This window comes from Dyella choica (assembly GCF_003977665.1).
Taxonomy (GTDB): domain Bacteria; phylum Pseudomonadota; class Gammaproteobacteria; order Xanthomonadales; family Rhodanobacteraceae; genus Dyella_B; species Dyella_B choica.
Genome location: NZ_RYYV01000010.1, coordinates 72,200 through 93,705, shown reverse-complemented (window position 1 = coordinate 93,705; position 21,506 = coordinate 72,200). Strand labels below are relative to the sequence as shown.

Annotated in this window: 19 protein-coding genes and 2 tRNA genes; 4 read left to right on the top strand and 17 right to left on the bottom strand. The window is 62.2% G+C overall.

The genetic code is table 11. The features are described from left to right. The 4 genes from sufD to EKH80_RS14325 form a co-directional block, all read right to left on the bottom strand. Positions 1-1,314 (bottom strand): Fe-S cluster assembly protein SufD, encoded by a 1,314-nt coding sequence (gene sufD / locus EKH80_RS14340; RefSeq protein WP_126685458.1) that lies wholly within the window; start codon positions 1,312-1,314, stop codon positions 1-3. Further along, a complete protein-coding gene (gene sufC / locus EKH80_RS14335) occupies positions 1,311-2,075 on the bottom strand; it encodes a Fe-S cluster assembly ATPase SufC (RefSeq protein WP_425481153.1) in 765 nt (254 codons plus the stop codon). Before sufC ends, sufD begins: the two co-directional genes overlap by 4 nt. A 133-nt stretch (positions 2,076-2,208) precedes the next feature. Next, the gene (gene sufB, locus EKH80_RS14330; protein ID WP_126685456.1) at positions 2,209-3,675 is read right to left on the bottom strand and encodes a Fe-S cluster assembly protein SufB; all 1,467 of its coding nucleotides are present in this window, start codon (positions 3,673-3,675) and stop codon (positions 2,209-2,211) included. Further along, on the bottom strand, positions 3,672-4,133 hold the full coding sequence (locus EKH80_RS14325) for an SUF system Fe-S cluster assembly regulator (protein WP_126685455.1): 462 nt from the start codon (positions 4,131-4,133) through the stop codon (positions 3,672-3,674). The genes sufB and EKH80_RS14325 overlap by 4 nt, the downstream gene beginning before the upstream one ends. A gap of 257 nt (positions 4,134-4,390) precedes the next feature. On the opposite strand from EKH80_RS14325, the gene EKH80_RS14320 reads away from it, so the two are divergent. The 4 genes from EKH80_RS14320 (at position 4,391) to murU (ending at position 8,012) form a co-directional block, all read left to right on the top strand. After that, complete coding sequence (locus EKH80_RS14320; protein ID WP_126685530.1) at positions 4,391-4,729, top strand: P-II family nitrogen regulator; 339 nt, start codon at positions 4,391-4,393, stop codon at positions 4,727-4,729. Between the two features lie 31 nt (positions 4,730-4,760). After that, a complete protein-coding gene (locus EKH80_RS14315; protein ID WP_230473693.1) occupies positions 4,761-6,098 on the top strand; it encodes an ammonium transporter in 1,338 nt (445 codons plus the stop codon). A 211-nt stretch (positions 6,099-6,309) separates the two neighbouring features. Further along, a complete protein-coding gene (locus EKH80_RS14310; RefSeq protein WP_126685454.1) occupies positions 6,310-7,323 on the top strand; it encodes an aminoglycoside phosphotransferase family protein in 1,014 nt (337 codons plus the stop codon). Then, on the top strand, positions 7,320-8,012 hold the full coding sequence (gene murU / locus EKH80_RS14305) for an N-acetylmuramate alpha-1-phosphate uridylyltransferase MurU (RefSeq protein ID WP_126685453.1): 693 nt from the start codon (positions 7,320-7,322) through the stop codon (positions 8,010-8,012). Before EKH80_RS14310 ends, murU begins: the two co-directional genes overlap by 4 nt. 78 nt (positions 8,013-8,090) lie before the next feature. On the opposite strand, the gene motB is transcribed toward murU, so the two are convergent. The 13 genes from motB to EKH80_RS14240 form a co-directional block, all read right to left on the bottom strand. Continuing rightward, entirely contained in the window at positions 8,091-9,008 is a 918-nt protein-coding gene (gene motB, locus EKH80_RS14300) for a flagellar motor protein MotB (protein ID WP_126685452.1), read from the bottom strand. Further along, entirely contained in the window at positions 9,005-9,877 is an 873-nt protein-coding gene (gene motA, locus EKH80_RS14295) for a flagellar motor stator protein MotA (RefSeq protein WP_126685451.1), read from the bottom strand. The genes motB and motA overlap by 4 nt, the downstream gene beginning before the upstream one ends. A gap of 201 nt (positions 9,878-10,078) precedes the next feature. Then, on the bottom strand, positions 10,079-11,044 hold the full coding sequence (secF, locus tag EKH80_RS14290; protein WP_126685450.1) for a protein translocase subunit SecF: 966 nt from the start codon (positions 11,042-11,044) through the stop codon (positions 10,079-10,081). A gap of 12 nt (positions 11,045-11,056) precedes the next feature. Further along, a complete protein-coding gene (gene secD, locus EKH80_RS14285) occupies positions 11,057-12,976 on the bottom strand; it encodes a protein translocase subunit SecD (RefSeq protein ID WP_126685449.1) in 1,920 nt (639 codons plus the stop codon). A 79-nt stretch (positions 12,977-13,055) separates the two neighbouring features. Continuing rightward, positions 13,056-13,385, bottom strand: coding sequence for a preprotein translocase subunit YajC (gene yajC, locus EKH80_RS14280; RefSeq protein ID WP_126685448.1), 330 nt, complete (start codon positions 13,383-13,385; stop codon positions 13,056-13,058). Positions 13,386-13,544: 159 nt separating this feature from the next. Further along, complete coding sequence (gene tgt, locus EKH80_RS14275; RefSeq protein WP_126685447.1) at positions 13,545-14,669, bottom strand: tRNA guanosine(34) transglycosylase Tgt; 1,125 nt, start codon at positions 14,667-14,669, stop codon at positions 13,545-13,547. Between the two features lie 230 nt (positions 14,670-14,899). Further along, positions 14,900-15,943, bottom strand: a complete 1,044-nt coding sequence (gene queA, locus EKH80_RS14270; RefSeq protein ID WP_126685446.1) for a tRNA preQ1(34) S-adenosylmethionine ribosyltransferase-isomerase QueA — start codon at positions 15,941-15,943, stop codon at positions 14,900-14,902. A gap of 152 nt (positions 15,944-16,095) precedes the next feature. Next, complete coding sequence (locus EKH80_RS14265) at positions 16,096-17,319, bottom strand: RtcB family protein (protein ID WP_126685445.1); 1,224 nt, start codon at positions 17,317-17,319, stop codon at positions 16,096-16,098. A gap of 54 nt (positions 17,320-17,373) precedes the next feature. Then, positions 17,374-18,495: a slipin family protein gene (locus EKH80_RS14260; RefSeq protein ID WP_126685444.1), complete on the bottom strand. Its 1,122-nt coding sequence runs from the start codon at positions 18,493-18,495 to the stop codon at positions 17,374-17,376. Positions 18,496-18,890: 395 nt separating this feature from the next. After that, a tRNA-Leu gene (locus tag EKH80_RS14255) sits at positions 18,891-18,958 on the bottom strand. 1 nt (position 18,959) lies between these two features. Beyond that, positions 18,960-19,035 (bottom strand) — tRNA-His (locus EKH80_RS14250). A gap of 666 nt (positions 19,036-19,701) precedes the next feature. Beyond that, the gene (locus EKH80_RS14245) at positions 19,702-20,304 is read right to left on the bottom strand and encodes a response regulator transcription factor (protein WP_126685443.1); all 603 of its coding nucleotides are present in this window, start codon (positions 20,302-20,304) and stop codon (positions 19,702-19,704) included. Next, positions 20,301-21,479 carry a sensor histidine kinase gene (locus EKH80_RS14240; protein ID WP_126685442.1) on the bottom strand — a complete coding sequence of 393 codons (1,179 nt, stop codon included), beginning with the start codon at positions 21,477-21,479 and terminating at the stop codon, positions 20,301-20,303. The genes EKH80_RS14245 and EKH80_RS14240 overlap by 4 nt, the downstream gene beginning before the upstream one ends. Between the last annotated feature and the right edge of the window lie 27 nt (positions 21,480-21,506).

Here is a 21,506-nt window from a genome sequence, read left to right as displayed (position 1 = left end):
TCAGGGCAAATGCGCGAGCAGAGCGCTGGAGAAATGATCGCGCAGGGTTTCGTTGGGTAGCGCCGAGAACACCGCCCTGCAGAATGCAGCAGTGAGCAATGCGCGTGCCTCGGCTTGTGGCAGGCCGCGCGAACGCAGGTAGAACAGCGCCCGCTCATCGAGCTGGCCGACGGTGGCGCCGTGCGCTGCCTTCACCTCGTCGGCGTAGATTTCGAGTTCCGGCTTGGTATCGATCTCGGCCAGCGGCGACAGCAGCAGGTTCTTGTTGTTGAGACTGGCATCGCTGCCATCGGCGCCTTGCGCTACCACGATCGCACCACGGAACACCCCTCGCGCACGCTCGTCGGCAACGCCGCGCCAGATGGACTCCGAAGCGGTATTGAGCGCCTGATGGTGGATCGAGAGCTGCGTATCGACGTGCTGGCGCCCACGCAGTACGAAGACGCCGCGCGTATCGAAGCGCGCCTCGTCACCATGCAGTTCGGCGTGCAGATCATGCCGCACCAACGCACCACCGAGCTCCAATACGTGCAGCATGACTTGCGCCTTTGCACCGAGGCGGACGCTGCCACGGCGAATCAGCGTGCATTCCTCGGCTACGTTCTGCAGCAGCGTGTGCTGCAGCTTGGCGCCGTCGCGCGCCACGATCTCGCTGACCAGGGTGCTGAGGTGTTTGTGCTGCGCCGTAGCCAGATGATGCTCGACCAGATCCAGTTCGGCGCCCTCGCCCAGTTCGATCACGTTGCGCAGATGCCAGGCGACATCGCCTTGCGCCGGCGCCCCCGCGAAGCACAGATGGATCGGCTTGCCGACACGCACGCCCGGTGCGACGCGCAATACCATGCCGTCGCCGGCGAGCGCCGCGTTGAGCCGCGCAAAAGCATCGCCGGCTTCACGGTATTGGCGGCTGAGGGCGAAACGCAGCGGCTCCGGGTCATTCGCCAGCACCCTGGAAAGCGGCTGCAGCGACAAGCCCGGCGGCAACGCTTCGAGCTTCGAGAGATCGGCACGGAATACACCGTTGACGAAGACCAGGCGTGGCCCGTCGATGCCGGGCAAGGCCAGCGCGTGGGGATCGACCGGGTGCGTGGCCGCGTCCGCATCGCCCAACGCGAAACGCCGCTGTCCCAGCGCGCGCAGCGCAGTGTACTTCCACGCCTCCGCTCGCGTATCCGGCAAACCGGCCGCCATGAACGCTTCGAGGTTTTCGCTCCGCGCCGCATCCAGCCATGCCAGCCCGCTGCCCGGCAAACGCAGGTCGCCGGCTTCGCGCAGCGCATCGATGAAGGGCATGGGTGCCGGCGACCGATTCATGCACGCGCCTCATTGGCCAGGGCCGGATCGCGCTCGGCGACCCAGGCATAACCGTGTTCTTCCAGCTTCAGCGCCAGGCTCTTGTCGCCGCTTTCCACGATGCGCCCGTCGGCCAGCACGTGCACGAAATCCGGCTCGATATAATCGAGCAGGCGCTGATAGTGGGTGATGACCAGGAAAGCGCGGTCCGGCGAACGCAGCGCATTCACGCCTTGCGCCACTTGCTTGAGCGCGTCGATATCCAGGCCCGAATCGGTCTCGTCGAGTATCGCCAGCTTCGGCTCCAGCACGGCCATCTGAAAGATCTCATTGCGCTTCTTCTCGCCGCCCGAGAAGCCTTCGTTGACGGCGCGATGCAGCAGCTCGTCGGAGATCTGCATGATCTTCAGCTTCTCGCGCACCAGCTTGAGGAACTGCATGGAATCCAGTTCGCCTTGGCCACGCTGCTTGCGCTGCGCGTTGAGTGCCGCACGCAGGAAGTAGGTGTTGTTCACGCCGGGAATTTCCACCGGATACTGGAAAGCCAGGAACAAACCGGCCGCCGCGCGTTCCTCCGGCTCCAGCGCCAGCAGGTCACGTCCCTCGAACAAGACGGAGCCCGCGGTGACTTCGTAGCCCTCGCGACCGGACAGCACATTGCCCAGCGTCGACTTGCCCGCGCCGTTCGGACCCATGATGGCGTGCACCTCGCCCGGTTTCACGGTGAGCGTGAGGCCTTTGAGGATGTCCTTGCCCTCGACGCGGGCGTGCAGATTTTCGATCTTCAGCATGGCTAGAAAGTCAATTCAAGGTTGATGGGGTACGACGGCGGGATGTGCCGCCAGATCGGCGCAGGATGCGGTATCGCGCTCGCCATAGGCATCGCCGCGTAAAAATCCGTAGCGAGGGCACATCTCAACCCACCGCGCCTTCCAGCGAGATCTCCAGCAGCTTCTTCGCTTCCACTGCAAACTCCATCGGCAGCTCGCGGAACACCTGCTTGCAGAAGCCGTCCACGATCATCGACACCGCATCCTCTTCGCCGATGCCGCGCGAACGGCAGTAGAACAGCTGGTCGTCGGAGATCTTCGAAGTGGTGGCTTCGTGCTCGACGATGGCAGTCGGATTCTTTACTTCCATGTACGGAAAGGTGTGCGCGCCGCACTTCTTGCCGATCAGCAGCGAGTCGCACTGCGTGTAGTTGCGCGCGCCTTCGGCGCCCTTTTCCATTTTCACCAGGCCGCGGTAGCTGTTGGAGCTCCTGCCGGCGCTGATGCCTTTGGACACGATCTTCGAGCGGGTACCCTTGCCCTGATGGATCATCTTGGTGCCGGTGTCGGCCTGCTGCCGGTGATGGGTAAGCGCCACCGAATAGAACTCGCCCACCGAGCGGTCGCCGCGCAGCACGCAGCTGGGATATTTCCAGGTGATCGCCGAACCGGTTTCCACCTGCGTCCAGGAGATCTTCGAATCGTCGCCGCGGCAGTCGCCGCGCTTGGTCACGAAGTTGTAGATGCCGCCGCGGCCTTCTTCGTCGCCCGGGTACCAGTTCTGCACGGTGGAATACTTGATCTGCGCCTGTTCCAGCGCGACCAGTTCCACCACGGCCGCATGCAACTGATTCTCGTCGCGCATCGGCGCGGTGCAGCCTTCCAGGTAGGAAACGTAGGCGCCTTCTTCGGCAATGATCAGCGTACGCTCGAACTGGCCGGTGTGGCCGGCGTTGATGCGGAAGTAGGTGGACAGCTCCATCGGGCAACGCACACCCTTCGGAATGAAGACGAACGAACCGTCGGAAAACACCGCGGAGTTCAGCGCGGCGAAATAATTGTCGCCGGTCGGCACTACGCTGCCGAGGTACTTCTGCACCAGTTCCGAATGTTCGCGGATGGCTTCGCTCATCGAGCAGAAGATCACGCCGGCCTCGGCCAGTTCCTTGCGGAAGGTGGTGCCCACGGAAACGGAGTCGAACACCGCGTCCACCGCCACTCCGGCGAGCTTGGCGCGTTCGTGCAGCGGCACGCCCAGCTTGTCGTAGGTTTCCAGGAGCTTCGGATCGACCTCGTCCAGCGACTTCGGCTTGTTCTTCGGCGAGGCGTAATAGCTGATCGCCTGAAAATCGATCGGCGCGATGTTGAGCTTGGCCCAGTTCGGCATCGGCATGGTCAACCAGTGGCGATACGCCTTCAGGCGCCAATCGGTCATCCACTCCGGCTCGCCTTTCAGCGCCGACAACTGCCGCACGATGTCTTCGGACAGGCCAGGCGGCAGACTGTCCGTTTCGATGTCGGTGACAAAGCCCGCTTCGTAGCGACGGCCGAGCGCGGCGGCGACTTCAGCATTGTCGCGCAGCACGGCGGGGCTATCGTTCTCGATGGTCATGATGCTGTCCTGCCTTTCAATTCGGTGAGCGCCGCGCTGGCGGTGGCCGGCGGCGCAACGGGGCGCAGCATGTCGGCCAGACTCATCGTGCGCAGCGCGTTGTCGAGTACGTGATTGATGCGCTGCCAGCTGCCGCGTACGCTGCACTGGGCCTCGCGGTCGCACTGGCCTTCGCTGAGCGTGCATTCGGTCATGCCGAGCGGGCCTTCGATCGCCTCCACGATATCGGCCAAGCTGATCTGCTGCGCCGGCCGCGCGAGGCGGTAGCCGCCGTTCACCCCACGAAAGGAGTCCACCAGCCCGGCATGCCCCAGCGACTTCAGCAATTTGCTGACGGTGGGCAATTCCAGATGCGCCTCTTCGGCGATCTGGGCGGTGCTCAGGACGTCGCCAGGGTGCGCGGCGATGCAGGTCATCACCACGGTGGCGTAGTCCGTCAGTCGGCTGACACGAAACATGGGGAAGAAGGATAGCGCCTAATCAGGACTGAAATGGTACTGATTTCGGCCAAAACGGTCAAATGGCAGGCCGACGACCTCACGCAGATTTGCCCCATTGCGGTGCAATGCCTGCACCAGATGGTTCACCCCGCACACCCGTCTCAGCGCCGCTCAAGCCTGGAAATGGCGCGACCAAGCGGAATGCCAAGGCGCCCTCAGACTTGGCACGCAACCTGCTGTATTGCAGCAAATCCAGCTTTTGGGAGCCGCTGCGCATGAAATGGGTTACCGCGATCATCAAACCCTTCACCCTGGACGACGTGCGCGAGGCGCTTGGCGAAGCCGGCGTGCAGGGTATGACCGTTACCGAGGTTAAGGGCTTCGGCCGGCAGCGCGGCCATACCGAGCTGTACCGCGGGGCCGAGTACGTCGTCGATTTCCTGCCCAAGCTGAAGATCGAGATGGCCGTGGCCGACGACCAGGTCGAACTGGCGGTCGAGGCCATCATCCGCGCCGCGCGCACCGGCAAGGTGGGCGACGGCAAGATTTTTGTAAGTGACCTGGAACAGGTGATCCGCATTCGCACGCAGGAGGTGGACGCGGATGCGCTCTGAGCTGCGGGGAATGGGAAACGAGGAACGGGGGATGGGCAAGTATCGAATTGCCTTGCAGTTCGCCGCCGCCGTCTTGGCGTCCGGCTTGGCCATGCCTGCCCTCGGGCAGGCCGTACCTGCGCCTACGCTCAATGCCGGCGACACTGCCTGGATGATTGTCGCCAGCGCGTTCGTGCTGATGATGACGATCCCGGGCGTGGCGCTGTTCTATGGCGGCATGGTGCGGGCGAAGAACCTGTTGTCGGTGATGATGCAGTGCCTCGCTATCACCGCGCTGGTCACGGTGCTGTGGATGGCATACGGCTATTCGCTGGCCTTCAGCACCCTGGGGATGCACGCGGGCGTGACCAACTGGCATTCATTCCTTGGTGCTTTCGATCGCGTGATGCTGGCCGGACTCACGCCTTCCACGCTATACCAGACGGTGCCGGAAAGCGTGTTCGTGATGTTCCAGCTCACGTTCGCGATCATCACCCCAGCGCTGATCATCGGCGCCTACGCCGAGCGCATGAAATTCAGTGCGATGCTGTGGTTTTCCGGTTTATGGCTCAGCCTGGTGTATCTGCCGATCGCGCACATGGTGTGGAGCGGCCCGGGTTCGCTGCTGGGCGACCTGGGTGTGCTCGATTTCGCCGGCGGCACGGTAGTGCATATCAACGCCGGTATTGCGGGATTGGTCGCCTGCCTGGTGCTCGGCAAGCGGCGCGGATGGCCGCATACGCACATGCCGCCGCACAACTTGGGCTATACGGTCATTGGCGCCGCCCTACTGTGGCTGGGCTGGTTTGGCTTCAATGCCGGCTCTGCCGTGGCCGCCAACGGCAATGCAGGCATGGCCATGCTGGTAACGCAGATCGCCACCGCTGCCGCGGTCATCGGCTGGGTGGCGGTGGAGTGGATCGTGCACAAGCGCGCCAGCGTGCTCGGTGCGGCCTCCGGCGCCGTGGCTGGATTGGTCGCCATCACCCCTGCCGCGGGCACGGCCGGCCCCGCCGGCGCACTGGTGATCGGTTTGGCTGCAGGAGCAGCGTGCTTCTTCACCGCCACGCGCCTGAAGCACAAGCTGGGCTATGACGACAGCCTCGACGTGTTCGGCGTGCATGCGGTGGCCGGCATCATCGGCGCACTGCTTACCGGCATGTTCGCAGCACCGAAGCTGGGCGGCTTCGATAGCGCGGTAACCTCGCCGCTGCTGCAGTTATGGATTCAGGCCAAGGGCGTGGGCTTCACCGTGGCGTGGAGCGGCGTGCTGAGCTGGGTGATCCTGAAGCTGCTGGATCGCGCGATGGGCTTGCGCGTCGGCCCCGAACAGGAGCAGGTGGGACTGGATATCGCCGAGCATGAGGAGCGGGCCTACAACTTGTCTTGAGCATCGCTGCGTTAGCCGATCGTCACCCCGGCACAGGCCGGGGTCCAGTTCGAATACGTTGTGCGAAGCACTCAACATATGAAGGCGCTGTGTCCTTCGGACGCGTATTCAGACTGGATCCCGGCCTGCGCCGGGATGACTGCATGACAAGAGTTGAGTGAAAGGCACGAACTGGCACTAAGCTATTCACGTGTCCGCAACCAAGCCACTCATGCAAAGCACTACCGACCGCACGGCCGCCCGCCTAGCCTGGACGCGTGCAGCGCTTGGCGATCCTTCGCTAACGCTCGAACCCGCTTCCTCCGACGCAAGCTTCCGCAGCTACTGGCGCACCCAGCACGGTGGCCGCAGCTGGATCGTGATGGACTCACCGCCTGCGCAGGAAGATCCGCGTCCTTGGTTGAAGATCGGCAGGCAACTCGCCGCTGCAGGTCTGCATGTACCGGCCGTGCAGGAGCAGGATCTCGAACAGGGCTTCCTGCTGATCGAAGATCTCGGCACACGGCTGTATCTGAACGAGCTCGACGAGCACAACGCGGATGCCCTTTACGCTGACGCGATGGATGCCTTGCTGCTCATGCAAACGCGCATGGACTACCGCGACCTGCCCCCGTTCGACCGCGACCTGCTGATGCGCGGACTGGAAGTGATGCCGGAGTGGTTTCTTGGCCGCCATCTGGGCCACACCCCCGCCCGCGCTGAATGGGCTGCTCTGGAAACGGCCTTCGAAGTGATCGTTCGAAACGCGCAGGAGCAGCCGCGCTGCTTCGTGCATCGCGACTATCACAGCCGCAACCTGCTGGTGGTCGGGCAGAACAACCCGGGCATCATCGATTTCCAGGGTGCGCTGGCCGGCCCCATCACCTACGATCTTGCCTCGCTGCTGCGCGACGCCTATGTCGTCTGGCCTCGCGAACGCGTGGAGAGCTGGGCGGAATCCTATCGGCAGCGCCTGCGTCATGCCGGCGTAATCGACGCTGAGGTCGACAGCGAACGCTTCCGACGCTGGTTCGACCTCACCGGGTTACACCGCCACGTGCGGGTGCTCGGCCAGTTCTATCGCCTGTGGTATCGCGACGGCAAGCCTGGCTATCTCGCCGACGTGCCACGCGTGTATCACTACGTGATGTCCGTAGCGCACCGCTATCCAGAGCTGGCCGACTTTGCCGCACTGATCGAACGCCATGCCGAAGGCCGCGATTTGACCCAGGTCAGCCCGGCATGAGGCATGCGCTGATCTTTGCCGCCGGCCTTGGCGAGCGCATGCGTCCATTGACCGATCACACGCCCAAGCCGCTGTTGAGGGTGCGCGGCAAGCCGCTGATCGTCTGGCACCTGGAGAAGCTTGCGGCGATCGACGTGCGCTACGTGGTGATCAACACTTCGCACCTGGCCGAACAGTTCCCACAGACGCTGGGCGACGGCTCGCAATGGGGCCTGCGCATCCGGTATGCGTACGAAGGCGTGGTGCCGCTGGAAACCGGCGGCGGGATGCTCAACGCACTACCGCTGCTGGGGTCGGAGCCCTTTATCGTGATCAATGGCGATGTGTGGACGGATGCCGATTTCGGCATCCTGCCAGCGCAGCCGGATGGCCTTGCGCATCTGTTGATGGTGGACAACCCGCCGCATCATCAAACGGGTGATTTTGCACTGGATGAGCAGGGCAAATTACACGAGGAAGGTTATCAGCGGCTGACATACAGTGGCATCGGCGTTTACAGACGCGAGATCTTGCGCGATTGGCGAGCCGTCATCGATCCTGCCGATGAGAAACTTCCGCGCTTCAAGCTTGCACCGCTACTGCGGGCAGCCATGCGGCGGGGTGAGGTAAGCGGCCATCATCATCGTGGCGAGTGGACGGATGTGGGGTCGCCCGAAAGACTGGCGGCGTTGAACAGCGAAAATCCGTAGGCTGGGATGACAATCCCAGCATTGCCATGTATGCGGCATTCTGATGCTGGAATTGTCATCCCAGCCTACGATTTCGGCCTAAGTCGGCGGAACGGATGAAGATCGTGGCGCAGGTAGAGGTGCCTCCTCCTGGGACAGCGCCGCATCCTGCGCCTGCTTGGTCATCATGATGATGCTAATACGCCGATTGATCGGATTCCCGGGGTTGGTTTTGTCAAACGGCACCGAGGCAGCCAAGCCGACTACGCGCGCGATCTTCTCTTCTTCCAGGCCGCCCTCCAGCAGGGCGCGCCGCGCCGCATTGGCACGATCGGCGGAAAGCTCCCAATTGCTGTAACGGCTTTCGGTGCTGTAAGGCGCATCGTCGGTATGGCCGGAGATGCTGACCTTGTTCGGCGCCTGCTCGATAAAGGTCGACAGCTCATGCAGAATCGCCACCGTATACGGTTCGAGCATCGCGCTGCCGGTGGCGAACATCGGGCGGTTCTGTTTGTCGACGATCTGGATACGCAGGCCTTCCGGCGTGATGTCGAGCAGCAGTTGGTCCTTGAATGGTTCCAGCGCCTGGCTTTTCTCGATGGCCGCACGCAGTTGCAGCATCAGGTTTTCCAGGCGCTGCTTTTCGTGCTCGCGGGCCAGTTTCTCCACATCCGCGGAATCCAGGCGCGCGGCGCGGCGGTCCTTGCCGGGACCATGCGGCACGTCCATCGCACCACCGAGCTTGATCATGCTGTCGCTCGCGCCGCCCGGCCCCATCTTCCCGGGCGGCGCGATCGTTGCCGTGCCCGGCGCCATGCTGGGATTCTTGAAGTATTCGGCGATGGCCGCGCGCTGCTGACGCGTACCCACACCAAGCAGCCACATCACGAGGAAGAACGCCATCATCGCCGTGACGAAGTCGGCATAGGCCACTTTCCAGGCCCCACCATGATGACCATGCTTCTTGCGCCGCGAACGACGTACCACGATCAGGGTATCTCGACCCTGCTCGCTCACGCTGAAGCTCCGGCGCGGGAAGCCTCCTTGAGATGGTCTTCGAAGTCCTGGAAATTCGGCCGCGCCTGTGGCGAGAGCGTCTTGCGCGCAAACTCCACCGATACCTTCGGGTTGTAGCCGCGCAAGCTGGCCAGCAAAGCGACCTTGACGCACTCGAACGCCTTGCCGTCTTCCTGCACGCGGCTTTCCATCGCCGCCCCCAAGGGGCCAATGAAGCCGTAACAGAGCAGGATGCCCAGGAACGTGCCGACCAGCGCACCGGCGATGTGTTCGCCGATCTGCGAAGTATCCCCGCCTAGCTGCGACATAGTGTTGACGATGCCGAGCACCGCGGCCACGATGCCAAAGCCCGGCAAGGCGTCAGCCATCTTCATCACCGCCATCGCGGGCGCTTCGGCTTCGTGGTGATGAGTCTCCAATTCCACTTCCAGCAGTTGCTCCAACTCGTGCGGATTCATATTGCCGCCCACCATCAGGCGCAGGCAGTCGGTAATGAACTCGATCAGATGGTGTTCTTTCACCAATCGCGGATAGGCGCTGAAGATCGAGCTCGACTGCGGGTCTTCGATATGCGATTCCAAACCAAGCAAACCCTGCTTGCGCATGACGCCGAAGATGTCGTACAGCAGCGACAACAGATCAACGTAGTCCTGCTTGCGATACTTCGGCCCTTTGAATAGAGCGATAAGGTTTTGACCGACGCCTTTGACGATCTTCAACGGATTGGCGGAGAGAAATGCGCCAATGGCACCGCCGCCGATGATCATCAGCTCGTTCGGCTGCCACAGCGCAAGAATTTGTCCGTGTGACAGCAGAAAACCGCCAAGCACGCAGGCCATCACCACCAGGGAACCGATCAGGACAAGCATGGGGACTCCATTCGGGACGTCAGCGTCCTCTCCTGCTTATCGACCGCTGCGAGCCTAAATTTAGATCAAGAAAGGCCCGCATTGTGATCTGGATCAATGGCCAACATGGTCACATGCGATCGCTCCACGGCACTTCGTGGCCGCCAAAATGAAAACGGCCCGGAAGACCGGGCCGTTTAGCATGTTTGGGACGTGCTCAAATTACGGACGGCGCGCCAGCTCCGGGTTCTCCTTGGTCACCGGCATCAGGTCCTTCTTCGACACGCCCAGCCACAACAGGATCGGGCTGGCCACGAAGATCGACGACAGCGTGCCGACCAGGATGCCGATCAGCATGGTGATCGCAAAGCCATGCACCGACGGCCCGCCAAAGAAATACAGCGCGGCCATCGCGATGCTGGTGAACAGCGAAGTGATGATGGTTCGCGACAGCGTGCTGTTGATCGAGCGGTTGAGAACTTCCTCCGGATCGGCCTTGCGCGAGGACCGGAACAGTTCGCGGATACGATCGAACACCACCACCTTGTCGTTGATGGAGTAACCGATCACCGCCAGCACCGAGGCCAGCACGGTGAGGTCGAATTCGCGCTGGACCAGTGAGATCACGCCCAGCGTGACCAGCGTGTCATGCACTTCCGTGAGCAGAGCCGCGATCGCGAAACGACGTTCGAAGCGGATCCACAGGTAGATGCCGATGCCGATGATCACGAAGATCGCGGCGGTCACGCCATCACTGCGCAACTGCTCGCCTACCTGCGGACCGACATAGCTCTTGCCCGCGATCTTGGCGTCGGGGCGCACCGCCTGCAGAGCCTTGGCCACGTCGGCGGAGATCAGGTCGAGGTTGGGCGATTGGCCGTCCTGCTGGGTGTAATGATGGTCGTCCTTGGGCTGGAAGCGGATCGACACCTGCCGGGTACCGCCTACGCTCTGCACGACGACGTTTTCGATGGCGCCTTTGGCCAACGCGCTGCGCACGTCTTCGGTCGCGACAGGATTGTCGTAGGTGACCTCCATGCTGACGCCGCCGGTGAAGTCCAGGCCATAGTTGAGGCTGCGTGTAGCGAGCAATACGACCGAAGCGATCACCAGCAGCACGGCAAGGCCAATGCTGACCTTACGCAGACCCAGGAAGTGGACGTTGCTGTTGTGGCTGAAAATTTCCATGCGAGTCTCCGATTACACCGACAGCGTTTTGAGCTTGCGGCCGCCGTGAATGAGCGCGGTGATCGCGTGGGTAACCGTTACCGAGGTGAACATCGAGGTGAGGATACCGATCAGCAAGGTGACGCCGAAGCCCTTGATCGGACCCGAGCCCATCGTGGTCAGCGCCAGCGCGGCGATAAGGTGGGTGACGTTGGCGTCGAGAATGGTGGCCCAGGCTTTTTCATAGCCGGCGCGAATCGCCGCCAGCGGTGTGGAACCGTTACGCAATTCCTCGCGCACGCGTTCACAGATCAGCACGTTGGCGTCGATCGCCATACCCAGGGTCAGCACGATGCCCGCAATGCCCGGCATGGTGAGCGTCACGCCGATCATCGACATCACCGCCACCAGCACCACCAGGTTGAAGAACAGCGCAATGTCCGCCACCAGGCCGAACAGCTTGTAGTAGATCGCCGCCGCAACCAACACCAGGCCCAGGCCCAGCAACACCGCCTTCAGGCCCTTGTCGATGTTGTCCTGGCCCATGCTGGGGCCGATCACGCCCTCCGATACGATGTCCATGCGCGCAGCCAGCGAACCGCCTTTCAGCATCAGTGCAAGGTCCGAGGCGGCCTTGGTACTGGCCAGGCCGGTGGTCTGGAATTTATTGCTGAACACGCCGTTGATGGAGGCGTAGTTGATGACCTGGTAGGTGGTCTTGGGCGTGCGCACTTCCTTGCCGTCGACGATCTTGGTGTCCGTGCTGGTTTCCACGTACACCACGGCCATCGGCTTGCCGACGTTCTCTCGCGTAAAGTCGAGCATCTTGGCGGCGCCGGCGGAATTCAGCGTCACGCTCACCATCGGCGAACCGCTTTGCGGATCGTTGCCGGAGGCTGCATCAACCAGCTCGTCACCGCTGGCGATGATGTTCTTGCTGACCAGATAGGCGATCGTATTTTCCGCGTTGTAGTACAGATGTGCATCAGGCGGAATGTTGCCGCTGTGCACGGCATCCGCCACCGTCTGGTCGCCTAGCCAGTCCCTGCCGTTGAAGCGCGCTTCACCCAATCCCGCAACGTACTGCAGCGTGGCGGTTGCGCCGATCACTTTCTTCGCCTCGCCCGGATCCTGCACGCCCGCCAGTTCGACCGAGATATGGTCTTCGCCTTGCGCCTGGATCACCGGCTCGGATACGCCCAGCGCATTGATGCGGTTGCCCAACGTGGTGAGGTTCTGGCGAATGGCGTTGACCTGCAGATCATGCAGCTTGTTCGGCTTGATGACCGCATTGAGCACGAAACGGTCGCCGGTGCTCTGGCCGTCGGTGACGGCAAGATCGGTGTATTCGGTGACGATCGCATCACTTGCCGCGGTCCGGTCGGCCGCAGTCCCCAGGACCACGATCACGCCCTGGCCGCGCGTGGCGTTGCGCGTGACCGAAATGAACGAGATCTTCTTGTCCTTCAACAGGGCGGTTACGTCCTGCGCATAGCGATTTTCCTGGCGATCGATGATGTCGCTCTGGTCGACCGCCATCAGGAAGCGCACACCGCCCTGCAGATCCAGGCCCAATGGCATCGCGCGGCCGCCAAAGAGACTGAGCCAGCGCGGTACGGTGGACTCCAGGTTGAAGCCGACGTTGTACCTCTCGCCCAGGCCAGCCTTCAGCGCGTCCGCAGCGTTCTTTTGCAAATCGCCGTTGGCGAAGCCAACCACGATGTAATCGCCGCGGCTGGCATCGTGCTTGAGGCTTTCATTCACGTACGGCAGCTTGGCGGCCTGCAGCGTGGAGATGACCTTCTGCTGCGCCGTCGGATCGAGCGACGCGCCTTGGGTGGGCGCCACCTGCACGGCCTGCAGCGGCGGATAAATGTTCGGCAATGCGTACAGGATGCCCAGCACCAGTACGACGGCGACCAGAAAGTATCTCCAGCGTGGAAAATCACTCATGCCTTGCATCCGAATGAACCGCGGCAGCATTGCCGCGGGTAGCTTGAATTGATTGAGGGAGAAGGAACGGGCCGCCCGATCAGGACGACTTCAGCGTGCCCTTGGGCAGCACCTGCTGGACCGAGCCCTTTTGCAGCTTGACCTTCACGTTCGGCGCGATCTCCACCGTGATGAAGGTCTCGCCCACGTCATCGACGCGGCCGGCGATGCCGCCGTTGGTGACCACTTCGTCGCCCTTGGCCAGGCTCGACATCATCTGGCGGTGTTCCTTCTGCCGCTTCATCTGCGGGCGAATCATCATGAAATACATCAGGCCGAACAGCGCGATCATCATGATCAGCATGGACAGGCCGCCATTGGCTGCCCCTGGCGCGGCCTGCGCCAGCACGAAAGTCGTCGGAAAATTCATCAGCTTATCCCGCAAGTTGTGGCTGCGACTGGAGTTTTTGCCGCAAGCCCAATAAAAGACGTTGGATTATGCCATGCGCCCCGGTGCTATGCACGGCGGGAAAGGCCGGCCGGGCCGGGGCGCGTGAGCCTCAGACAACAGTGGACCGGCAGGGTTTCGCTACTGCGCCCCAGCACGCCGCCGGGCATAGAACTCGGCCACGAAGTCGTCCAGCGCCCCGCCTGCGATGGCCTCGCGCAGCCCTGCCATCAGACGCTGGTAGTGGTGGAGGTTGTGGATGGTGGCGAGCTGGCTGGCCAAGATCTCGTTGCAGCGATCCAGATGCCGCAGGTAGGCGCGGCTGAAGCCCTGGCTGCAGGCATAGCAGGCGCAGCCTTCCTCGATCACGCGGGTGTCATTGGCGTATTTGGCGTTGCGGATGCGCAGCGTGCCCTGCGAGGTGAACAGGAATCCGTTACGCGCGTTGCGGGTGGGCATCACGCAGTCGAACATGTCGATGCCGCGGCGTACCGCCTCGACGATGTCTTCCGGGCGGCCCACCCCCATCAGATAGCGTGGACGATCCTCCGGCAGCAGCGGCACGGTGACATCCAGCGTATGGTTGCGCTCTGCTTCCGGCTCGCCCACCGCCAGCCCGCCCACCGCGTAACCGTCGAAGCCGATCTGGATCAACCCCTCGGCCGAGCGTTTGCGCAGGCCTTCGTAGACGCTGCCCTGCACGATGCCGAACAGCGCATTGGGATTGCCCAGGTCATCGAAAGCGCGGCGCGAACGTTCCGCCCAGCGCAGGCTCAGCTCCATCGACTCCGCGGCGACCTTCTCCGTGGCGGGATACGGCGTGCACTCGTCGAAGATCATTACGATGTCCGAATCCAGCGCGGTCTGGATGCGCATGGATTCTTCCGGCGAGAGAAACACCTTAGAGCCGTCCACCGGCGAGGCGAAGGTCACGCCCTGCTCGGTGATCTTGCGCTTGTGCGCGAGCGAGAACACCTGGAAGCCGCCCGAATCGGTAAGGATCGGCTTGTTCCAGCCGATGAAGCGATGCAGGCCGCCGAACTCCCCGACGATGTCCAGCCCGGGCCGCAGAAACAGATGAAAGGTGTTGCCCAGGATGATTTCGGCGCCGACTTCGACCAGGTCACGCGGGGTCATGGCTTTCACCGAACCGTAGGTGCCCACGGGCATGAAGGCAGGCGTCTCCACGCTGCCGCGATCGAACGTGAGACGGCCGCGACGGGCGCCGCCGTCAGTGGCAAGGAGATCGAAGTGCATGGAGGTCATCAGGGAATTATGACATTGAAATCCCCTCCCCTCCGGGGGAGAGGCAAGTTAAAGGGCGGTCTGGCGATAAAACAGTGACGGCGCAGCTGTCATTCCCGCGCAAGCGGTGGCGCCTTTCAACAGCGAATGACGGTCAATCCAGGGTGCTCGGATGAGAAAAGGCGATTTTTGATTGACCAGCATTCGCTGTTGAAAGGCGCCACCGCTTGCGCGGGAATGACGGCCATGAACTACCTGGCGCCGTCCAAGCCCTGCGGGAGTATCAGCATCGCATCCCCGTACGAGAAGAACCGGTAACGCGCCTGCACTGCATGCCGATAGGCATTGAGGATGAACTCCCGCCCGGCCAGCGCGGACACCAGCATCAGCAACGTCGATTGCGGCAGGTGGAAGTTGGTGATCAGCGCATCGATGCTGGTGATGCGGTAGCCGGGAAAGATGAAGATCTGCGTTTCGCCTGCGAAAGGATGCAATTCCCCCTTCGCCGTGGCGCTTTCCAGCGCGCGCACCACGGTCGTGCCGACGGCGATGACCCGCCCCCCGGCACGCCGGGTCCGCTGGATCTGCTCGACCAGGCCGGCGCCGACGTTGAGCCATTCGCGATGCATCTTGTGCTGGGCAAGATCCTCGCTGCGCACCGGCTGGAACGTGCCCGCGCCCACGTGCAAAGTTACGTAGCCGAAATTCACGCCCAGCTCGCGCAATTGCTGCAGCAAGGCCTCGTCGAAATGCAGGCCAGCCGTGGGTGCCGCTACCGCTCCGGGTTCGCGCGCGTAGACCGTCTGGTAACGCTCCAGGTCGCTGGCATCGGCGTGCCGCGAGATGTACGGCGGCAAGGGCATCTCGCCCAGCTTCGACAGCAGGCGCTCCAGCGGCTGGGTCGACTCGAAGCGCAGCCGGAAGAAGCTCTCGTCGCGCCCCAGCACCGTGGCGTGGCTGCCGTCGGCCAGGATGATCACGGTGCCTTCGCGCGGCTTCTTGCTTACCCCGAGCTGCACGGTGGCTTCGTGAGCGCCGGTGACGCGCTCGATGAGTATCTCCACCGCACCGCCGCTCGGCTTCTGTCCGTACAAACGCGCCGGCAATACGCGCGTGTCGTTGAACACCAGCAGGTCGCCCTTGCGCAGCAGCGACGGCAGGTCGCGGAACATCCTGTCCTGCCAGGTGCGCGTGGGCACGTTGAGCGTTAGCAACCGGCTCGCGCTGCGCTGGGGCAGCGGCGCCTGCGCGATCAGTTCGGGCGGGAGATCGAAGTTGAAATCGGCTTTCTTCACGGGGCGGCGCTGGCTTGGGGTAGCCCATTATCGCGCAAATGGGACGCTCCCCGAGCCAGGGGCAATCGTAAGCTGGGATGATAACCCCAGCATTGCGCGGCGCGCATGCATGGCAATGCTGGGTTCGCAACCCGGCTTACGCGGCATTTCCGTTACCCCTTCACGCACAACACTTGACGCAGGGTATGCACCACGTCCACCAGGTCCGTCTGCGCGGCCATCACGGCATCGATCGATTTGTACGCCGCCGGCGACTCATCGATCACGCCCGCGTCCTTGCGGCATTCCACGTGCGCTGTCGCAGCACGATGCTGTGACAAAGTGATGTTCTGGCGGGCCGCCGTACGGCTCATCACTCGGCCCGCGCCATGGCTGCAGCTATGGAAGCTTTCCGGATTGCCCTTGCCCCGCACGATGTAGCTGCGCGTACCCATGCTGCCCGGAATGATGCCCAGCTCGCCTTCCCTGGCGCTCACTGCGCCCTTGCGCGTAACCAGCAGCGATTCGCCACCATGCGTTTCGCGCTGTACGTAGTTGTGATGGCAGTTGACGGCCAATTTGTCCAACTGGAACTTTGGCAGGCGATGGCGCATTTCATCCAGTACGCGCAGCATCATCGCCTCACGATTGTGCCGCGCGTAGTCCTGCGCCCAGGAGACCGCTTCCACGTAATCTTCAAACAGCGGCTCGCCTTCCATGAAGAAAGCCAGGTCCTTGTCCGGCAAATGGAAGCCAAGCACACGATAGGCCAGCTGTTCGCGTGCGCGTTCGATGAAGTAGGTTCCGATCAGGTTGCCGGTACCGCGTGAACCGGAGTGCAGCATGACCCACACCCTATCCGTCTCGTCAAGACAGATCCCGATGAAGTGATTGCCGCCGCCGAGCGTACCGAGCTGCTTGTCGAGCTTGTCGATGCGAATACGACGATGCTTGGCCTTGATGGCTTCAAGGCGCTCGAACAGCCCCGACATTCCCAGCCGCGTTTCAACGCTGCCCGGCACACGACGATGATCTCCATCGCGTCCGTTGCCCACCGGCACGCCGCGCTCGATGCTCGAACGCAGTTGCGCCAGATTGTCTGGCAGGTCTTTCGCGCCCAGAGTGGTACGCACAGCGGCCATGCCACAGCCGATGTCCACGCCCACAGCGGCCGGGATGATCGCGCCGCGCGTCGGCACGACCGAACCCACGGTCGCGCCCTTGCCAAGATGCACGTCTGGCATCACTGCCACCCACGGCCCGACGAACGGCAACGCGGCAATATTCTGCAGTTGGCGATGCGCCTGCTCTTCCAACGGTACGCCGCGCACCCAGCCCTTGATCGGGGTGGCGCTGCCTTCGGCGTGCAGCAGTTCGTAATGAGATTGCGTTTCCATATCCTTTATCTCTAAGGGTCGACATGGCGTCTCCATCCACCATGCCGAATTTTACTACTTGAGGCTCACGAGCTGCGTCAGCACGCCATCCAGGCCGCCGAACACGGTGAGCTTGTCGATCTTCTCGGTGACCTTTTCCAAGGCTTCCAGCTCCTTCAGGCGCATCAGCGTCGGGCTCTCCTCGATCAGCCTGGCCGTATTGAGTAGAGAGCGCGTCGCGTTCGCCTCCTCGCGACGGCGGATCACGTTGGCCTGGGCCGCCTTTTCTGCCTGCACCACGCTGTTGAGGATCTCCCTCATGTCTCCCGGCAGGATCACGTCCTTCACACCCACGCCGAGCACATCCAGGCCCAGCTCGCTTACGCGGCCGTGCACATACGCGAAGATGTCGGAGTCCAACGAAGCCTTGTCACCGAGCAGTTCGTCCAGCGTCTTGGCGGAGACCGCCTTGCGCAGGCCATACTGCAGCTCGCGGTACAGATAATCGCCATACTTGGCAACCTTCGTACGTGCCGCGACTGGATCGACCACACGCACGCTTGCGGCGAGATTCACACGCAAGCTCACCTTGTCACGCGTCAACAGTTCCTGGCCGGACACCTCCATGGACTGCACGCGCAAGTCGGTTACCTCAGCGGCGACGTTCTTGCGGAAACTCCAGAAGGCATAAGCACCCGGCGTCAACGCACGTACCAGCTTGCCGTCGACGAACAACAGGCCGGTGGACTCCACCGGCACGTCGACCGTCACGGCCACCTTGGACAGCGCGCCGAGCTGACGCAAGCGAGACACCACGTTGGCGTCGATCGCCAGCGATTCGGACAGCCATACCAGCTGGACTTCGATCGGCACCAATGCATGCCAGTACAGCTTGCGCGTACCCGGCGCCAGCACGTCCTCAAGCTTGCCGTTCTTCAGCACCAGGCCGACCTGGTCGGTACCTACGTCCGCCACCAGGAAGTGCCTGGCAAGCTCACTATCCGTGCAAGCCATCAGCACTTCGGCATCGTCGCCGCTGTATTCCGGGCGCGCGACGTTGTGCACGACCATGGCAATGCGATCGAACGGGTCGAAGTAGCGATACGCGCCGGCCGTCAGCACGGCCTGGACTCGACGGTTGCGGTACAGCAAACCGCGCTCGCCGTCGCCGATCACGATTTGCTTGATCCAGAACATGGGAAGACTCCTTTTTCGTTTCCCAATGGGGCCCGCCTGAATAATCCGTCACACCGGCGAACCAATATGTGTGACGGCCAACCCCATAATCGCGGGCACACTTCGCCCTCCCATTCGGGAAAATCGACGCACAAATCCGCAGTGCCGACTTAAAATAAAAAGTGGAAACACCCCTTTGCGTATACGGAGCGGGATACTCGCGCCTCGCAAGGGGAGACAATCGTTTGCATGCATCGGACGGTGTACCGCATCCGCTGCATTTCCACGGTCACCCGCCCGAGCTTGGGAACGAAAATCCGGTTCTGTACCCGCTGCACAAACTGACTCGTCGCCTACCCTGGTGATTTCATCAGTCCACGCACGGGGTGTTTCCTGTAGTAGGGCTTTCGCCCTGATTGGAGTGGGAGTCGAACCCACGACACACGGACTTTAAATCCGCTGCTCTACCCGACTGAGCTATCCAGTGGCTCGACGTGCCGGATTCGAACCGGCGGCCAACGACATCATCTGTCGTTGCTCTACCTTCTGAGCTAACGTCGACTCTCGCAACACCCACGTACGGGCTTCGGCATACGCTCAAGGCAAAGCCTCCGCGCACCGGATGGGTGTTTGAACCCATACCGCTGAATCCAGCCGTTTGGATGCTGCTTATTGCCGATGGCTTGCCATCGGCAATTCGTATGGGCGCAAGCGCCCGAATGCATGGAACCCTTTCTCGCGCCACCTGCACCGAAGCACCCAGGTGCAGCGCACATGCGCCTGTTGCGGCCGCGCCCTTTGCCGCGGCGCGTGCTCGCACCGGGTGCTTCAGGGCGGAAAAATTCTTCCGATGACCGGATTCACATTCGCTTTTCGCATGAACTTCCCTTGCAAACGCCGAAAACAAAACGCCCCCGGGTAGCGACCCGAGGGCGTTCGCGTTGCCTCGGGAGATCGGGGTGACCGATCTCCGCGGGCGGAGTCGGTCATTCAGTAAAATTCTTGGGCAGATGCCGCCCGCCGCGCACGCACGGTTTTGCATCGCGGATCTTCCGCGACGGCAAACCGAATTGTGCGACGTGATGCAGCATGACTAACCCTCGAATAAATTCGCCATAAGCGGCGAAGGATGCGAACAATACGTGAGCTTTATTTTCAATGCAAGTGATTTTCGGCTAGGAATATTTCCTAAGGGCGATGACGATTTTATTAATCGCTTACCGCGGATTAAAGCCATCCCTTCTGCCGCGCTAGGCGATACGCCTCGATGCGATTGGCTGCTCCCAGTTTGCCGATAGCTTCGGATAGATAATTGCGCACGGTACCATGTGAAAGATTAAGTCTGGCAGCGATATCGCTGGCAGACTGTCCTTCGCCGGCAAGACGCAACACCTGGCGTTCGCGATCGTTCAAGGGGTCGGCCTCCGACCACGCCTCCAGCGCAAGCTGCGGATCGATCGAACGACCGCCGCGATGCACGATGCGCAAGGCCTCGGCAAGATTTTCCGCCGGTGCATCCTTCAACAAATAGCCCGAAACTCCCGCATCCAGGGCGCGCCGAAGAAATCCGGGGCGCGCGAAGGTGGTGACGATGATGCATTTCACCGGCAACTCATGCCGATGAATGCGTTGCGCCAGTTCCAGGCCGGTGAGGCCGGGCATTTCGATATCGGTGACCAGCACGTCCGGCTTCAATCGCTGCAGTTCGCGCCAGGCGGATTCGCCATCGGCAACCGAACCCAGCACTTCGATATCCGATTCAAGATTGAGCAGCGCCGACAGCGCACCTCTGACCATGGCCTGGTCTTCGGCCAGCAATACACGGATCACGCGGCGCTCCTGGCAAGACCGGTTTCGGAAGAGTCCTGTTCTTTTCGTGCCCGCAACGGCACGCTGATCAGCAGACGCGTGCCGTGGCGCGGCGGCGAATCGATCTGCAAGCTGCCACCGATGGCGCACACGCGCTCACACATACCGCTCATACCGTTGCCGTGGACAGCGAGCCCGCCTTTTCCATTGTCGCTGATCTGCATGTCCAGCCTGTCTGTCGCACGAGCAAAGCGAACGCAGGCCTCGGTGGCAGCTGCGTGCCGATGGATATTGGTCATGGCTTCGCGAATGACCAGAGCGAGTGTGCGCTCGACATCTTGTGGCAACGAATCGGGCAGGCTGCCGTAGTCGAGGTGCACGGCGGACGATTCCAGCAAAAGTCGCGCCGAGGCGAGTTCCGCAGCCAGATCGGTGGAGCGGATGCCGGTCACCGCGGCGCGCACTTCCGCCAGCGCATGGCGGGCAACACGCTCGGCCTCTTCCAACTCGCGCCTCGCGGCGGCGCTGTCGCGATCGAACAGCTTGCGTGACAGCTCCAGTTTCAAGGTGATCAGCGACAAGGTGTGCCCCAGCAGATCATGCAGGTCACGCCCGATTCGCTCGCGTTCCGCTGTCGCCGCGAGCCGGCGCACTTCATCGTGCGAAAGCCGCAGCTCGGCGTCTTTTTCGTCGTTGGCGATCTCTGCATTGACGACGATGCCGACGATGAAACACGTTACCGGAACCGATATCACAGCCTGCCATGAATAATGCAGGAGCCATGCCTCAAACAGGCAACCGAGGTTGAGCACCGCCAGCGCCAATAGATAGGAGCGGAACGGCAAGCGGCAGCTGCGCAGCATCACGCAGCCATAGATAAAATAGGTCAGCCCGCTCGGGTACCATGGCATCAGCGCCAGCGCGAGCGCAACCAGGGCCAGCGCGTAGACTTGCGTATCCCGCCGCGAAGCCACGCAGCATTTGGCATACAGGACCAGGAAAACAGGATAGGTGGCGAGCGTGATCAGCGCCCATTGCCAGGTGTAATGATCGAATATGGGAGTGATGAACAACCACACCGACCACAGCAGGTGCACCGCATCCACCCAGACGGACTTGCCCTTGCGTAAGTTGGAAGCAGCGTAGGAATCCGGCGCCGGCGTAAACCATGCGAGTATCGCTGTCGTCGTGTTCATGGCTGCACTCCCCACGCTGCTACCTTC

What these genes read in the sequence shown, in the direction of transcription:
- sufD (WP_126685458.1), bottom strand. Translation starts at nt 1,314, where the DNA reads ATGAATCGGTCGCCGGCACCCATGCCCTTCATCGATGCGCTGCGCGAA.
- sufB (WP_126685456.1), bottom strand. Translation starts at nt 3,675, where the DNA reads ATGACCATCGAGAACGATAGCCCCGCCGTGCTGCGCGACAATGCTGAA.
- EKH80_RS14325 (WP_126685455.1), bottom strand. Translation starts at nt 4,133, where the DNA reads ATGTTTCGTGTCAGCCGACTGACGGACTACGCCACCGTGGTGATGACC.
- EKH80_RS14320 (WP_126685530.1), top strand. Translation starts at nt 4,391, where the DNA reads ATGAAATGGGTTACCGCGATCATCAAACCCTTCACCCTGGACGACGTG.
- EKH80_RS14315 (WP_230473693.1), top strand. Translation starts at nt 4,761, where the DNA reads ATGGGCAAGTATCGAATTGCCTTGCAGTTCGCCGCCGCCGTCTTGGCG.
- EKH80_RS14310 (WP_126685454.1), top strand. Translation starts at nt 6,310, where the DNA reads ATGCAAAGCACTACCGACCGCACGGCCGCCCGCCTAGCCTGGACGCGT.
- murU (WP_126685453.1), top strand. Translation starts at nt 7,320, where the DNA reads ATGAGGCATGCGCTGATCTTTGCCGCCGGCCTTGGCGAGCGCATGCGT.
- motA (WP_126685451.1), bottom strand. Translation starts at nt 9,877, where the DNA reads ATGCTTGTCCTGATCGGTTCCCTGGTGGTGATGGCCTGCGTGCTTGGC.
- secF (WP_126685450.1), bottom strand. Translation starts at nt 11,044, where the DNA reads ATGGAAATTTTCAGCCACAACAGCAACGTCCACTTCCTGGGTCTGCGT.
- secD (WP_126685449.1), bottom strand. Translation starts at nt 12,976, where the DNA reads ATGAGTGATTTTCCACGCTGGAGATACTTTCTGGTCGCCGTCGTACTG.
- yajC (WP_126685448.1), bottom strand. Translation starts at nt 13,385, where the DNA reads ATGAATTTTCCGACGACTTTCGTGCTGGCGCAGGCCGCGCCAGGGGCA.
- tgt (WP_126685447.1), bottom strand. Translation starts at nt 14,669, where the DNA reads ATGACCTCCATGCACTTCGATCTCCTTGCCACTGACGGCGGCGCCCGT.
- EKH80_RS14265 (WP_126685445.1), bottom strand. Translation starts at nt 17,319, where the DNA reads ATGGAAACGCAATCTCATTACGAACTGCTGCACGCCGAAGGCAGCGCC.
- EKH80_RS14260 (WP_126685444.1), bottom strand. Translation starts at nt 18,495, where the DNA reads ATGTTCTGGATCAAGCAAATCGTGATCGGCGACGGCGAGCGCGGTTTG.
- EKH80_RS14240 (WP_126685442.1), bottom strand. Translation starts at nt 21,479, where the DNA reads ATGAACACGACGACAGCGATACTCGCATGGTTTACGCCGGCGCCGGAT.